Genomic DNA, 15,624 nt, shown 5'->3' with positions numbered 1-15,624 from the left:
GTCGAGCCTACTTGATGCCGGTGGAGGCGATGCCGCTGGTGATGTAGCGCTGCAGGAAGATAAAGGCGAAGGCGAGCGGCAGGGCGGTCAGCGTGGTCATCGCCAGAAGCAGGTCGTAGCGGATCTCGAATTCCGTCTGGAACGAGGCGAGGGCGAGCTGCAGGGTGAAGGATTCCCGGTTGTTCAGCACGATCAGCGGTAGCAGGAAATCGTTCCAGCGCGACAGGATCGAGAAGATCGCGACCACCGCCAGCGCCGGCGAGGACAACGGCAGGACGATACGCCAGAAAATCCGCCATTCGCTGGCATGGTCCATGCGCGCCGCCTCCAGCAGTTCGTCGGGAATGGTGAGCATGTACTGGCGCAGCAGAAACACGCCGGTGGGCGTGGCGACGGTCGGCAGGATCACGCCCCACAGACTGCCGACGAGGCCGAGCTGGGCAACGATCAGATAGACGGGCACCAGAACCACGGTGGCCGGGATCATCAGCGTCGCCAGTATGGCTGTCAGCGCGGCCGTCGAGCCGCGAAACCGGTATTTCGACAGCGCGAACGCCGCCATCGAATTCATCACCAGCGTGATCGCCGTGGCAACCACCGTGATGAACAGCGAATTGTAGACATAGCGCCAGATGTCCGCGCCCGCCGTGGTCAGAAGATTGACATAGTTGTTGATCGTGAAACGGATCTTGCGCACCGGCTCGGCATTGGCGACCTTGACGACGATCCGTCCCGCACCCGGGTTGGCGGGGTCGATCATCTGGGCGTTGAGCCCGACGCGGCGGATCTGGGCGAGCCGGATGGTCTCGCCGTCCTCGGTCCTGACGTCGTAGAGCGGCAGTGGTTCATCGAAACCTTCGACGGAGACCGTTTCCGTCGTGACCGGCAGCAGGGTCGGGGGGAAATCCTGCAGATTGGCGGGCGTCTTGAACGAGGAGATCACCAGCCACAGCACGGGCGCGAACATGATGACCAGGCCGAGCAGGAGGTAGCCATAGGTCAGGTAGTCGGTCCAGTCGGCTTTTCTGCCGCCGCGTTTGCCGAAGATCAGGCCGAGAAGGCTGGGCGTCGGCGGGTTTCGGGCGATGCGGATGTCGTCGAGGTCAGTCATTCCGGGCGCTCCTGGAAAGCTTCAGCTGCAGGGCCGTGAACACCAGCAGCACGAGGCCGAGCAGCAGCGAGGCGGCCGCGGCGAGGCCGAAATTGCGCGGCTGGGCGGCAAAGCCGACCTCGTAGATATACTGGACCATCAGCATGGTTGCAGAGCCGGGTCCGCCGCCGGTCAGGACATAGAGTTCGTCGAATGTCTGCACCGAGCGGATCACGCACAGGACGAAGACCACAAGAAGCACGGGCAGCAGAAGCGGCAGGGTGATGCGCCGGAACACCCGCCAGTGGCTGGCCGAATCCATCTTGGCGGCCTCATAGACATCACGCGGGATGGCCTGAAGGCCGGCGAGAAGAATGATGGTGTAAAACCCCATATGCGCCCAGATCGTGACCGCGACGGCCCAGGCGAAGGCCGTGTCGGCGTGAATCAGCCAATTAATGCCGCTGAGGCCGACAGCCTCAAGGAGCCCGTTGAGTGCGCCGTTGCGCTGCAGGATCCACTGCCAGGTGAGCGCGACGACCACCGGCGAAAGCATGACGGGGAAGAAGAAAACGCCTCTGAAAAAGCCGCGTCCCCTGATCTCGCGGTTGAGGCAGATGGCGGTCAGCAGTGAAATGCCGATCATCAGCACCACCTGTGTCGGCACGAAAACGAGGCTGTTGCCGAGTGCGCGCCAGAACAGATCGCGCGAGCAGGTCGACGGCTGGAGATAGTTCCCGCAGTCGAGCAGGGTTTCGTAATTGGCCATCCCGATGAACGGCCGATCGGTGGGATAGAGCCTGTCGCTGCCGGTGACGGAATAAAAGATATTGATGAAAACCGGAAGCAGGGCAAACAGCAGCACTGCCGTCAGATTGGGGATCAGGAAAATCCAGGGCATCCGCTTGATGCCGATTGTCTTCTGGACGCCGGTCATCACCGGTTCGACCAGGCGCGCCGGCAAGGTCGCCACATTGGCCAGAACCCGCCCGGGGTGCATGCGTGCGGTCATCCGTTCCTCCCACTGGCTTCGAGGCGGGCGCCCCTTCACCGGGCGCCCCCATGTCACCGGCCATCTTCTGGCGGCCCCGCTTTACTGGTTGCCCTGGGCGGCATCGATCGCCAGGTTTACATCCGCTTCGATCCGCGCAAGCGCCTCGTCGACCGTCAGTTCGTCATTGAGCACCTGGCTGATGCGTGTCGTGAGCGAGTTCATCATCGCGCGCTGGTAGCGCCAGCCCTGGAAACGGTAGGCGGCGTCGGCCATCTTCGGCACCTGGGCGCTAAAGGTCGCGAGCGCTTCCTGGGTGCGCTCCGAAGCGCCCGGATATTCGACGCCGGCATCGCCAACCGAGCGGGAAGCCGGGATCTCGACCGAGGCGGCGATCACCTCGGTGAGGTTTTCGGGCTGAGACAGATAGTTGATGAAGGCGCCCATGGCTTCCGGGTGTTCGGTGTGTTTGAACGCCACCAGCGCGCCGCCGCCTGGCATCACCGTGCAGGAGGACGGGCCGCAAGGCGCGGGTGCGACCTCCCAGTCGAACAGGTCGCCGACTTCGGCATCCATCTTGCCGAGATTCCAGGAGCCGCCGAAATAAAAGACGACATTGGCATTGAGGAAATCGGCAAACAATTCGCGATGGGTCGCCCCGCCGACCGCGCCCCAGAGGTCCATGGGCATCACGCCGGTCTCATGCCAGTTCTTGAATTTCTCGATGGCGTTGCGAAGGCCGTCATCAACGACCGGTCGGCCCTGATCGTCGACCAGTTCGGCGCCCTGGCTGATGGCGAAGCTGGCGAAGCGGTGGCCGGATCTGTCCATCTCCATCGGAAAGTCGGTATCGGTGGCTTCGGCGACCTTCTGTGTCGCCGCCGCCCAATCATCCCAGGTTGCGCCTTCCTCCGGCAGCGGCACGCCGGCCTGCTCGAACAGGGTCTTGTTGACATAGGCGCCATTGATCGTGAGCGAGGTTGGCATGCCGAAAATCGCGTTGCCATCGGGGTCGCTGCCGCGCAGCCAGGACAGGGTCTGGCCGTAGTCCTTCTCGAACTGTGCCGCATCGACATATTCGGTGAGATCAAGGTAGAAACGGCTCAAGCCCCCGAGATCGGTAATGATCGCACCGTCCGGCCCTTCGCCGGATTCGAGCTGGACCGGCAGGCTCTCCACGATCGTCTGATAGCTCACGGATTCCAGTTTGACCGGCAGGTCGGGGTGCTCTTCATTGTAGCGATCGGCCACGGGCTGCATGGTGATGCAGCCGAAACCGGTGTCGTCGCAAAGGATCGTGGCTGCGCCATTCTGTGCGGAAGCGGCAACGGCGCATGCGAAAAAGGCGCCGGCGGCCGCCGGGTAAGCGAAAGCGGAAAGTCTCATTTTGCTCCTCCCATTGGACGATGCCAGCCCTCCGCTAGACATCTTGTCCTGTCGAAAACGTTGGTCCGACCAGAAAACTATTTATTGGCCTGACCAAAATGTCAACACCGCAATTTTTTCGGCGATTATCCCCCAAAAACAGCGGAAATTCGTTTAACTCACGTAAAAACGACGCTTGACAGACGTGTGGTATTTCTGTCTGGTCTGTCCAAAGTTGGGTTCTGGTGAGTGAAGCAGTCAGACTCAAACATGCCGCGAGGCTTGTCGACACCATGGAGGATTGGGGTAGATGTTGAGGTTTGGCGTCGTGGGCATCGACCACGGACATATTTTCGATCACGTCAACGGATTGCTGGCCGCAGGGGCGGAATTCGCAGGATATTGCGACAAAACCTCGGTTCCCGGGCTTCTGGACGCCTTCCGGCGGGCCTATCCCGATGTGCCTGTCATCGAGCGGCAGGCGCTTTTTGACGATGACAGTATCGATGTCATCTGCATCGCGGCGATCCCCGCGGACCGTGCCGGTCTGGCGATCCGCGCGATGGAAGCGGGCAAGGATGTCATCGTGGACAAGCCTGGTATGACCACGCGGGCGCAACTTGCCGCCATACGTGAGACGGTCGAGAAAACCGGGCGGATTTTCTCGATCTGCTTTTCCGAGAGGCTGTGTGTTCCCTCCGCGGTGAGGGCCGGCAAACTGGTGAAGGCGGGGGCGATCGGCAAGGTGGTGCAGACCATCGGCATGGGGCCGCACCGCATGTCGGCGGACCAGCGGCCGGACTGGTTCTTCAAGCTCGATCGGTTCGGCGGCATCATCGTTGACATAGCCTCGCACCAGATCGACCAGTTTCTGTTCTACACCGGCTCCGAGACGGCCGATATCGCCGCCGCCAGCATCGGCAATTTCGCCACCGGCGACCATCCCGCATTTCAGGATTTCGGCGAGGTTCTGCTGCGCAGCGATCGCGCCGCCGGCTATATCCGCGTCGACTGGTTCACCCCGGACGGGCTGCCGACATGGGGCGACGGGCGGCTGACCATCCTTGGAACGGAGGGCTATATCGAGCTGCGGAAATATGTCGATATCGGCGGCCGTGAAGGCAAGGATCACCTCTTTCTCGTCGACCAGACCCACACCGAATACATCGATTGCTCCGGGGACAAACTCGATTACTTCGATCAGTTCGTCGTCGATGTGCGCGAGCGGACGGAAACCGCCATGAGCCAGGCCCATGTCTTTGAGGTCTGCCGGCTGTCGCTCGAGGCCCAGGAAAAAGCCCACAACATCACTGCGCGCTGAGCGGAGCGGGAGGAAAGAACATGACCAGGAAGTTTCGCGTCGCCGTGATCGGCGCCGGTATCGCCGCCCGTCACATGGTGGGCTACAAGTGGAATGCCGAGCGTTTCGAGGTCAGGGTGATCTGCTCGCTCGACGAGGATCGTGGCCGGGCTCTTTGCGAGGAATTCGGCGTGCCCGAATACACGCAGGATACCGAATCTCTATTCGCCCGCGACGATATCGACATCATCGATGTCTGCACGCCGCCGCATAACCATTTCGAACTGTCGCGCAAGGCGCTGGAATCGGGCAAGCACGTCATTTGCGAAAAGCCGCTGTTCGGCTCGCTCGCCGATGTCGACGCCATGGAAGAAATCGCCGCCGCATCCGGCAGAAAGATCATGCCGATCTTTCAATATCGCTATGGCACCGGCCTGCAGAAGCTGAAACACCTGATCGCCAAGGGCCTGACCGGCCGACCGTTCATGACCACGATCGAGACCCACTGGTGGCGGCCGCCGCCCTATTTCGCTGTGGAATGGCGCGGCAAATGGGCAACGGAACTGGGCGGCGGCCTTCTCGGCCACGCCATTCACGCCCACGACATGCTCAACTATGTCCATGGTCCCTGTGCCGAGATTTTCGCTTACGGTGCAACCCTGGTCAACAGGATCGAGGTCGAGGACACCATGGCGCTGGCCGTGAAAATGAAAAACGGATCGCTGGCGAGCCTGTCGATGACGCTCGGCTCACGCGAGGAAATTTCACGACTGCGTTTCTGCTTCGAGAACGTCACCGTCGAGAGTATCCATGAGCCCTACACGATGGGGCGTGACCCCTGGCGGTTCGTCGCCGGCGACGAGGCGCACCAGGCGCGCGTCGATGCCGCTCTCGCCGAGGTGGTGGCTACGGAGGATGGCTACACCCGCCAGTTCGAACTGTTTCACGAAGCGCTTGTCGAGGATCGCGATCCGCCGGTCACGCTTGAGGACGCCAGGAATTCGCTGGCATTGGTCACCGCAGCGTATTATTCAGATCGTACCGGCAAGCCCACAGGGTTACCGATTACCGAGGACCATCCGCTTTATCGGTCATGGCTACCGGAGGCGGGGAAGGAGTAGCAGGGCGCGTGCGCAGTTCCAACACACCCAACCCGAACACCGAAGGATCGACTGCGGCCGCTCAAGGCCTGAAGGGGGAGGGGCGAAAAGTGCGTCTGCTCGCGGCCAAGCGGCTCTACCAGGTCGTGGCGCGGCGGATCGCCCGCATGATTGAAGACAATCAGGGCAAGCAAGACTGGCACCTGCCATCCGAACGGGAACTCGCCGAACAGTTGGAGGTGAGCCGAACGGTGGTGCGTGAGGCGGTGATCGCGCTGGAGATGCGTGGCATCGTCGAGGTGCGGGGCCGTGCTGGCATCGTGGTGCTGCCGGCCCATGTCAACCCGCTCAGCTTCGACGCTATCAATACCGATATCGGTCCGGGACCGTTCGAATTGCTGGAAGCCCGGCTGGCGCTTGAATCGAGTGCGGCCGCGCTCGCCGCCGAGCGGGCCACACGCTACGACATCATGGAGCTCGAGGAATGCATCGAGCGCATGCAGTTGGAAACCGACGAGGTTTTCCTGAATGAAAAGGGAGACCGGGAGTTTCATCTGACGATCGCGAACATGACCGGCAACGCCATCATCCTCTCGATGATCCAGGCCTTGTGGGATCAGCGTGACGCCTCGCGCATGTGGCAGCGGGTCCACCGGCACATCCATGCCCCGAAGGTGCGCGCGCTTTGGATCGGCGATCACTATGCGATCGTTGCCGCGTTGAAAATGCGCAATGGGGAAGCCGCGCGTCATGCGATGATACGCCATATCAACAATGTCACGGATGAACTGCTGCGCGCGGACGAACTGGGCCGGTTTTCTTCCGATGGCGGGGAAGAATGAGAAGGTGGAGATCATAAATGCTTAAGGGTTTCGAACATGTTGGCATGACTGTCAGCAATATTGACAAAAGCCTGAACTTCTATGTTGACCTGCTTGGCCTGAAGCTGGTCGTGCGCCGAAAGGGACAGGACGAACACGGTTTCGAATTCTGCTTCCTCGATGCCGGCAATGCGATGCTTGAAATGACGGGGCCGGCGACAGGCGCGCTTCTGGCCGAAGACGTGGCGGCCGGGCGCGCGGGGTTGCGCCATCTCACTTTCTGCTTCGATGATGTCGAGGCGCTCTACCGCAAACTGGAAGAGGCCGGCGTCGAGCTGGTCGAGGCCCCGCGCAAAGCCTATAACAGCGATATCATGACCAAGGTCGCCTTCTGCCGCGATCCTGACGGAATCCTGATCGAGCTCGGCGAGCGCTAAGTCCCTCGCGAGGCGGACCACAGGTTTCGCCTCGTCAGGTTTTGCCTGTGGTGCCGTTGGTCAGATGATCAGGTCGATCAGGAACGGGCCGGTCTGATTGAAGCTTTGGCGCATCAAATCCGCGCATTGCTCCAGCGTCGTCGCGCGGGCGGCCTCCACTCCCATGCCGTTGGCCATTTTCACCCAATCCAGATCCGGTCTGGACAGATCCAGCATGCCCATGGCGGTCGGCCCGGGTTCGGCGCCGACGTTTGCGTATTCCCCGATGAGAATATTGTATCTGCGATTGTTGAGCAGGATGGTGGTGCAGGGCAGTTTCTCGCGCGCCTGCGTCCACAATGATTGCAGGGAATACATGGCCGAACCATCCGCCTGCAGGTTGATCACCCGCCGCTCGCCCCTGGCCGCCACTGCGGCGCCAGTCGCAACGGGAAGGCCATCGCCAATCGCCCCTCCGCCGAGATTGAGCCAGTCATGCGCGGGGGCGGCATAGGTGAAATGCTCGAGATATCCGCCGTATGAGATGCTCTCGTTCGAGATGATGGCGCCCTCCGGCATCAGGGCGGCCAGGGTTTGCGCCAGCCCCTCCGGCGTCGGCGCGCCAGCGCCGGCGTCGGGCAGGGGACCGGGGTCCGGAATGGCGATTTCCGGCGCGCCGATCTCGTCCACAAGCGCCTGAAGCGCTGCTTCGGAATCCTGGTCCGGCCGGGACAGGACATGAAGCTGGGCATCCGGGCGATACAACGCCGACGGCCGGTTGGGATAGGCAAAGAAGCCAACCGGCGGTTCAGCGTTCACCAGAATGATATGCTCGTATTTGTCGAGCGCCGCCACCGCGGCATCGACGACATACGGAACGCGGGGCAGGGGAACGCGCCCGCGCCCGCGTTGCAAATGTCCGTTGGTGTAGCTGCCCATAAGGTCGGCGCCGGTCGCCTCGGCCACGCGCCAGGCAAGGTGCTGGGAAGGCGCAAGCGTCGCCTGATCGGCAATCAGGATCAGGACGTTCTTTTGGGAACGCAGGATGCGGGCTGCCGTCGTGACCGCATGCGGGTCAACCGGCGGTGGCGGCGGCACGGAAAGCGGTTCCGCAACCACGCCGCCCGTGTTCCATGATGAATCCGCGGGAAGGATCAGCGTCGCGATCTGGCCGGAGAGCGCGCTTGCCGCCTGCACGGCGGCGGCGGCATCGCGCCCGACATCCCCCGCATTGGAGCAGGTGCGGACCCAATGGGAAACGGTGCGCGCCATGCCCTCGGTATCGGCGGTCAGGGGAGCATCCAGCGGCCGGTGATAGGTCGCCTGATCGCCGACTATGTTGACGATGCCGGCGCGCGCGCGGCGCGCATTGTGCAGATTGGCCATTCCATTGGCCAGACCCGGGCCGCAATGGAGCAGGGTACAGGCCGGCTTGCCGGCGATCCGGTAATAGCCGTCCGCCATGCCCGTCACGACATTTTCCTGAAGCCCGAGGACACAATGCATGCCTGGAATACGATCCAACGCGCCAACGAAGTGCATTTCGCTGGTTCCCGGATTGGCAAAACAGGTATCGACGCCCGACTTCAAAAGCGTGCGAACGAGACTCTCGGCTCCATTCATCTCATTTTGCAAGGACAACGAATTTCCTCCTATCCCTTGGTGCCAGGCCAAACACAGAATTCAAAAACGACAACCAACAGCGAACTCGATGCTGCTTAAACTGAAATGGTGCATTTTTCGAGACATCGCCGGCGCATGCTTTCCCACCCTTGGCCTGCCAGCGCGCTTTTCCATCGCATAGAACCGGATCGGCGCTTTGAGCGTTTCCCTGTGTCCACGTTTACCGCATCTGCGGAAACGTATCGCCGCTCAAGTGATAAATGAAGATGCTCATTTTCTCTCAAGTGATAAGTTGGAGGCATCATCTTCCGAAACCTTTCGCCGTTTCGGAAATGACGCCATACGACTGCGGCGCGGAAAAGGCGCGACGAAAGTAACCCTGTGGCGCGAACCGGCGGCAACCGACAGTCATTCGGCGTAGATCGGCGGATGCCGGTCCGCCCAGGGGAGCGCCTGTTCCAACTGCGCCGCCACTCGTATCAGCAAAGCCTCACCGGCGAACCGCGCGACGAGCTGTACGCCGATCGGAATGTCGTCGTCTGTCCAGTGAAGCGGCAGGGAAATGGCGGGCTGGCCCGAAATATTGGACTGCACGGTGAAGGCGACAAGGTTCCGCGACCGGTTCCGGCGTTCGGAATAGTCTCCTTCGGTCAGATAGCCGAGTGCAGGCGGCGGGCCGGAAAGGGTCGGCGTCACCAGCAGGTCAAAACCGGCGTCCCTCTCCCACCAGGAGGCCAGCCGGCGGGCGTATTGATTGGTCTCGCGGACGATGCGCAGATAATCCGCCGCCGAAAGCGCCTTGCCCTGCTGATAGGCCAGCCAGCTTCCATCTTCCATGTCGTCGGCCGTCCATGCACGCCCGATGCGGGTCTGATATCCATCAAGCGTCGAGGCCAAGCAAGCGCCGACATAGGACCGGTGGTTCAGAAGCGCCTGACGTTCGAAATAGGCGTCCGGATGCGCCCTTTCGACATGATGTCCCAGAGCCGACAGCGATGAGGCCGCCTTTTCGACGGCTGCAACACAGGCGGGGTCGACCCGCCCCTCCGGCAGGCTTGTGCAAAAGCCGATCCGCTGCGAACCCGGATCGCGACCGACTTCCTCCAGAAACGGGCGTTCGGGCGGCGGGGCGGTATAGTGGTCGCCGGGCTCGTATCCGGACAGGATATCCAGCGTCAACGCCGCATCGCGCACGGTGCGGGTCAGCATGCCCTGGGTCGCCGCGCCATTGCGCACTTCGCCGGCGAGCGGGCCCCAGGATATCCTGCCCCGCGAAGGCTTCAGCCCGACAATGCCGCAGGCGCTGGCCGGCATCCGTATCGAGCCGCCGGCATCATTGCCATGCGCCACCGGCACAATGCCGGCGGCCACGGCCGCCGCCGCGCCGCCGCTCGACCCCATGGTCGAAAGCTCGGCGCGCCAGGGATTTCGGGTCACCCCGAATGCCTCCGTCTCGCAAGCGGCGCCGGCCTTGCCGACGGCGAATTCCGGAGAATGCGAGCGACCGAGAGAAATCAGGCCGCCTTTCCGCAGCCTCGCGACCACATTGCTGTCCACGGCAGCGATCAACCCAAGGTCCCTCAAAATCCTGTTGCCCTCGATCTCCGGTTCGCCGGCGACCGGGGTGGCGAAATCCTTCAGCAGCGTCGGCACCCCCGCCAGCGGGCCCGCTTCATTGAACCGGCCCGTCCGCGCGTCTTCGAGTGCCGCATCGAAACGCTGCCAGACGATGGCATTGATCTGGTGATCGGTCCGCTTGGCCCGTCGGATCGCCTCTTCCACGGCCTCACAGGCCGACATCCTGCCGCTGCGTATCAGACCGGCGGTCTCGATTGCATCCATGGCCCTGTTCCTCCCAAAGCAATGTCGGGTGATTGCGCGGCCCGAAAACCTCACGCTCGGGTTTTCAAATCCGTTGCAGCGCCTCGCCGCCATCCATGCCGAACGCCACGGATGCGGGCGAGCACTGGCCGCGCTCGCATCCGCGCTCTTGCGCCGTCACGCTTCGGGGGGAATGCGATCCGCCGGGACGTCGAACCCGTTTTCCTTGTAATAGCGATAGGCCCCGATATGCAGAGGGATGTTGCCCTTGGTAAAGACGGTGTTCCTGTTGATGGAACTCATCCACGCTGCGGTGGACTGGAATTCGGCAAGGTGGTCGAAAACCGCGCCGGTCATCTCGTAGACCAGTTCCTCGTCCAGCCACTTGTTGGTATCGAGACTGCCCCAGGTGCCGAGCGTCACGATTTCTTCGCTGTTGACCTGGTTTTCGTAGGAACCCGCCGGGATCACTTCAACGGTTCGGCCCGGAAGATCGAGCACGGCCTTCATTCCCGGCTTCGCCAGCTGTTCCTCGCTCAATCCGATCAGCCGGATCGGGTTGACCATGGCAAACTGCTGGATCGAGGGGCTCGGCAGGTAGGTCGCGATCATGTAGACATCCATCTGCCGGTCGAGAAACGCGGTCTCGGCCGACTGCCAGTCATAGCGCATGACCTCGTAGTCCTTGCCGGCGACCATGCCGGTCGCGGCCTCCACCATGTTCAGATAGACACTGGTCGCGGCACTTCCCGGCGGCCCCAGAAAAACCTTCTTGCCCTTGAAATCCTCAAGCTTCGTGATGCCGGAATCCTCATAAGCGACGATGTGGAGCTCGCCGATCTTGTAGGCCAGGATATTGCGAAGATTGGTCACAAGTTCCGGTGCGTTCTCGACCTTCGCGAACATTGCCGTCCGGGTCTTCATGTACTGGTTTATCGATGGCGCGCTGACGAACAGGTCGACCTTGTCCTGGGCCGCATCCAGGGCTGATTTTGTCGATGGTTTGCCGACGGAAACCTGGATTTCGATCGGCAGATATTTCTGCACGATCTGCGAGAATGCGATGCTGAGCTGGCCGGCCGACGATCCCGGCGGAAAGCCATCCATCGTCAGAAAGGTCTTGGATTGCGCCCATACGCCCCTCAATGGCACGCTCGCCCCGAGCGCCGAGACGGCGGCAAGAAAATCACGTCGTTTCATGTCTGTTTCCTCCCTTTGACAGACTTGGTTTCTTCAGTGGCATCACATCATGGCGCACCTGCTGGTTTGCGGGCGCCGATAAACTCCAGGCTCGTCAAGGCGATGCCGGCCGCTATGCCGGCCAGTTGAAATTCGGGGTATGTTGTGATGACGGCGATCCCGGCCAACGGGCGAAGAACGCGCGACCAGAAAGGCAGCGGCGTAATCCCGAAACCGATAAAGCCTGTCGCCAGCAGCCAGATCGCAAAACACAGCCGGCCCATCGCCCACAGGAATTCCGGCAGGTGAAAGTCCGATACGACGAGAAGAATTGTCGGCTCATAGATAAACATGAAGGGAACGATGAAGCCGACCAGGGACAGTTTCAGTGCGTTGATGCCGGTGCGCACCGGTTCCGCCCCCGCGATCGGCGCAGCCGCCACGGCCGCCAGCGCCACTGGCGGCGTCACCGCCGAGAGCACGCCGAAATAGAAGACGAACAGGTGGATCGAGAGATCCGGCACGCCCAGTTTCCTGATACCGACGCCCAGAACCAGAACGATAATGAGATAGGCCGGCAAGGTGGGCATGCCCATGCCCAGGATCAGGCATGAAAGCGCCGCCAGCACCAGCGCGATAAACAGCGAGTGGTCGCCGAGCAGCGCAATCTGCGTGGCGAATTTCAGGCCGAGGCCGGTGAGATTGAACACGCCGATCAACACGCCGATCGTGCCGACGGCCATCATAATCCGGGCTCCGGCGGCGCCGCCCCGGGCCAATGCCTCGACGAGCCGCCAGGGTCGCTGACGAAGCGCCTTGTTGAACACGAACCCCGATATGACGGCGGTGACCACGGCCCAAAATCCGGCCATCGAAGGCGAAAAGCCGATGCCGAGCGTGATGGCGATGGCGCTGATCGGAATGAAGAACATCAGCGACTGCACCCAGTCGCGCCGTTCGATCTTGCGGCGCTGCTCCTTGGGCGTTGGCTCCAGACCCAGCCGCCGCGATTCCAGCACCACGGCGAGGAAGAGGTTGGCATAGTAGAGAAGCGCCGGGATCAGGGCGGCGATGCAGATCGTGCGATAGGGAACGCCGACGAGGCTGACCATCAGAAATGCCGCAGCCCCCATGACGGGCGGCATCAGCTGACCGCCGGTGGAGGCGGCGGCCTCGACAGCGCCGGCGAAATTGCCCTTGAAGCCTCTTTTCTTGATCAGCGGGATCGTGACCACGCCCGTGCCGACCACATTGGCGACGACGGAACCGGACGACATGCCGAAGACGCCCGAGGCGATGATCGCAGCATGAGCGGGACCGCCCCGGGTCCGGGCGGTTGCGGCCAGAGCCATGCGGATCATCACCTCTCCGGCGCCGGTGCCCTCCAGCAGGGCGCCGAACACGATGAAGATGAAAATCAGCAGGATGACGATCCCAACAGGGTCGCCGAAAATGCCCTGAACGCCGAACCACAGGATTTCCATGGTCATTTCCAGGCTGAAGCCGGAGTGATGAAATATCCATGGCAGGTTCGCCCCGAACAGGCAGTAGGCGAGCGTGACAAGCCCGACGCTTGCGAGAACGCCGCCGAAGGTCCGGCGCGTCAGCTCGATCAGCGTCAGCACGGCAACCAGCGCCGTCCCGCGATCGACCGGCGAAAAGATCGCGACAAGATTTTCCATGTCGTAGATCTTGTTCAGGAAATTGAAGCAGGCATAGGCGAGGTTCGCCAGAAGCAGGAAATCGACGGCCCACAACGAATAGACGGCGGGTCTGGCGGAAACACGCAGGTTCTCCGAAAGCGGCGTGGTGAAGATAACAATCGCCGCGCAGACGAAAAGCGAGCCTGCGCGCAACAATTCCAGGCCCACGACCTGCCCGGCATAGGCAACGTAGATGGTGTTCAGCGCGATCAGCGCGGCCAGCGCCATGCCCACGACCCGCAATGCGCGCGTGAGCGGATCGGCGACAACAGCGGGCGCGTCGCCATCGCTCTTCGGAAATTCGGGTTGTAATTCGGATCTGTTCGTCATCTCGCCCCCGGTGACGCCCCACAAACGGCTGCAACTGCGTTGCAACCATCGGGCAATCAACTTGCGGCTTCAGAAAACGGGCATCCTCTCGCCGCACGGGTTAACCGCCCGCCAGGCGCCTTGCCGTGAATTCCGAGATTGCCACCGCAACTCCTCCCGCGGCGGGGACCGGATGACCCGGGCCGGTGCTCCCGTCGACTTATCCTATTGTCTACCCGATAGCGAAAATTAAAAGACGTAATATCTTCTCATCCGATAGTGAAAACGTATCACTATGACTTTCCCGCGACACGGGCCATTTGCAGGTCTCCGTTCTCTGGCGGCGAAAGACGACTGATACGATGTCTCGATATTCGCTCGGGGCTGCCGGTTTGCACGCATGGTGAAAAGCAGTGTCGATAGTCGGGCTCGCGTTGTCAGTCCGCGGCGTCGTTGCCATCGCCGGAAAATGACGCTTTGAGGTGCTTGTAGAGCTGGTTAAGCGGCTCGAAACTGCGGTTTTGGGTGAGCGTGACGAATTGAATATTGCTGGCCTCGATGTTGAGATCGCAGGCCGACAAACGTTTCACAAGGCCGTCGGACCCGGCGCGCGCGATTGTCGTGTCGGGAATACACGCCAGCAGTTGGGTCCGCGCGATGAGTTGAACCAGGGCGAAAGGATCCGAAGAGACTTCCACCACCGGGCTCGGCGTCCGCAGATCAATATCGCGGAAGGCGTTTTCCAACAGGTTGCGATGATAGGAACCGTCCGGTTGCAGCGCCCACTGCCATTCAAGCAATTCTTCGGCGAAAAGAGGTTCACGGTTCAACAATGGGTGCTCACGATTGCAGATGACCGTCAGCGGTGTGCGACCAAGCGATTCGTAGCTGAGATCGATCGCGCTGCGGCTCGGCATCCTGTCCCAGTTCACAATGCCCAGATAGCAGTCAATCTCGCCGTCCGTCAGGGCCTGAACCATCAGTCTCTCGCGCGCCGAGCTGATCTTGTAGCGAACCGTGGCGCCTTCGGCGAACATGTTTGCGAAGGCCGTCGGGAAGGCTTCATCATGCAAAAGTACGGGGTTCGTTCCAATCCGCAAGGTCGGAATTTCGCCGATCTGAAGTTCCTCGGCCAGATGATCGATGGTTGCAAGCGCCTGACGACAGCGCTGCAGGGCGAGTTGACCGGCAGCGGTCAGGCTCACACCGCGCGCCGAACGGTTGATGAGCGAAGCGTCAAAGGCGTTTTCGAGGTCGCGGACCAATTGTGACAGGGCCGGTTGACTCGTGTTCAGCACCTCCGCGATCGCCCGCAGCGAGTCATGGCTTTCCACCATTTCCAGCAGCTTCAGGTGGCGAAGGCGAAGGCGCTCAATGTTGAGTTGACGTCTTTCCATAACAAAACCATATCACTTGAGCGGAATATACGTCTATTCACTTTCACTCCATCATGTCAATCTTCAGGCCTTCACAGCTTGTCGCCGGGGAGGGCGGCACAGAGGAGGGAGGGCAGATGCAGGGCAAGTTGGCAGTAGACCACCGACGGCCTTCGCAGCGGGCGTTGTGGATCCGGCAGGAAGAAACAGAAGGCCGGTGACTGGTATTGCCGATTAGGTGCGGGTGTCCGTTCTCGCGCTGGTCGTGGTCGCCGAGGTTTCTTCCCACCGTATTCCGGGTGCTGTCGCGCAGACATGAACCCGGCGTTTTCTCGTTTGCCCTCGGTCTTTGTCTCAGCCTGCCTGAGCGGGCCTCTCCAAAGGGAATGCGGCAGCGCATCGGGAGAGCTTTCCGGCGGACACATTGCGAACAAATGAGAGGGGTAACGGGGAGTTTGCACAACCGAAACGGGAAATGAGGCGTCGTTCATACACCACCTGGCGGCAGAACCTGCCGGGGCGCAGACAAG

General features: G+C 61.6%; 12 protein-coding genes. 4 read left to right on the top strand and 8 right to left on the bottom strand.

Features of this window, described 5'->3' with window-relative positions:
* Positions 1-7 precede the first annotated feature (7 nt).
* From K7H91_RS01175 to K7H91_RS01165, 3 genes are all read right to left on the bottom strand, one after another.
* Complete coding sequence (locus K7H91_RS01175; protein ID WP_230718350.1) at positions 8-1,111, bottom strand: carbohydrate ABC transporter permease; 1,104 nt, start codon at positions 1,109-1,111, stop codon at positions 8-10.
* Complete coding sequence (locus K7H91_RS01170; protein WP_419197423.1) at positions 1,104-2,102, bottom strand: carbohydrate ABC transporter permease; 999 nt, start codon at positions 2,100-2,102, stop codon at positions 1,104-1,106. Before K7H91_RS01170 ends, K7H91_RS01175 begins: the two co-directional genes overlap by 8 nt.
* A gap of 81 nt (positions 2,103-2,183) precedes the next feature.
* Entirely contained in the window at positions 2,184-3,467 is a 1,284-nt protein-coding gene (locus K7H91_RS01165; RefSeq protein ID WP_230718349.1) for an ABC transporter substrate-binding protein, read from the bottom strand.
* A gap of 289 nt (positions 3,468-3,756) precedes the next feature.
* Between K7H91_RS01165 and K7H91_RS01160 the strand changes: the two genes are divergently transcribed.
* The 4 genes from K7H91_RS01160 (at position 3,757) to K7H91_RS01145 (ending at position 7,104) form a co-directional block, all read left to right on the top strand.
* Positions 3,757-4,767 (top strand): Gfo/Idh/MocA family protein, encoded by a 1,011-nt coding sequence (locus K7H91_RS01160; protein ID WP_230718348.1) that lies wholly within the window; start codon positions 3,757-3,759, stop codon positions 4,765-4,767.
* Positions 4,768-4,787: 20 nt separating this feature from the next.
* Complete coding sequence (locus K7H91_RS01155) at positions 4,788-5,867, top strand: Gfo/Idh/MocA family protein (protein WP_230718347.1); 1,080 nt, start codon at positions 4,788-4,790, stop codon at positions 5,865-5,867.
* Between the two features lie 89 nt (positions 5,868-5,956).
* Positions 5,957-6,688 (top strand): FadR/GntR family transcriptional regulator, encoded by a 732-nt coding sequence (locus tag K7H91_RS01150; protein ID WP_330165982.1) that lies wholly within the window; start codon positions 5,957-5,959, stop codon positions 6,686-6,688.
* Between the two features lie 17 nt (positions 6,689-6,705).
* Entirely contained in the window at positions 6,706-7,104 is a 399-nt protein-coding gene (locus K7H91_RS01145; RefSeq protein ID WP_018066143.1) for a VOC family protein, read from the top strand.
* A 60-nt stretch (positions 7,105-7,164) separates the two neighbouring features.
* Here the strand turns inward: K7H91_RS01145 and K7H91_RS01140 are convergent, their stop codons facing one another.
* From K7H91_RS01140 to K7H91_RS01120, 5 genes are all read right to left on the bottom strand, one after another.
* Positions 7,165-8,706 (bottom strand): acetolactate synthase large subunit, encoded by a 1,542-nt coding sequence (locus K7H91_RS01140; RefSeq protein WP_230718346.1) that lies wholly within the window; start codon positions 8,704-8,706, stop codon positions 7,165-7,167.
* 408 nt (positions 8,707-9,114) lie between these two features.
* A complete protein-coding gene (locus tag K7H91_RS01135; protein ID WP_230718345.1) occupies positions 9,115-10,548 on the bottom strand; it encodes an amidase in 1,434 nt (477 codons plus the stop codon).
* A gap of 156 nt (positions 10,549-10,704) precedes the next feature.
* Complete coding sequence (locus K7H91_RS01130; protein ID WP_230718344.1) at positions 10,705-11,727, bottom strand: TAXI family TRAP transporter solute-binding subunit; 1,023 nt, start codon at positions 11,725-11,727, stop codon at positions 10,705-10,707.
* A 47-nt stretch (positions 11,728-11,774) separates the two neighbouring features.
* On the bottom strand, positions 11,775-13,739 hold the full coding sequence (locus K7H91_RS01125; protein WP_230718343.1) for a TRAP transporter permease: 1,965 nt from the start codon (positions 13,737-13,739) through the stop codon (positions 11,775-11,777).
* Positions 13,740-14,155: 416 nt separating this feature from the next.
* The gene (locus K7H91_RS01120; RefSeq protein ID WP_230718342.1) at positions 14,156-15,115 is read right to left on the bottom strand and encodes a LysR family transcriptional regulator; all 960 of its coding nucleotides are present in this window, start codon (positions 15,113-15,115) and stop codon (positions 14,156-14,158) included.
* Between the last annotated feature and the right edge of the window lie 509 nt (positions 15,116-15,624).

The sequence above is a fragment of the Martelella mediterranea genome, assembly GCF_021021415.1.
Classification (GTDB): Bacteria; Pseudomonadota; Alphaproteobacteria; order Rhizobiales; family Rhizobiaceae; genus Martelella; species Martelella mediterranea_C.
This window is presented reverse-complemented; position numbering and strand designations above follow the sequence as displayed.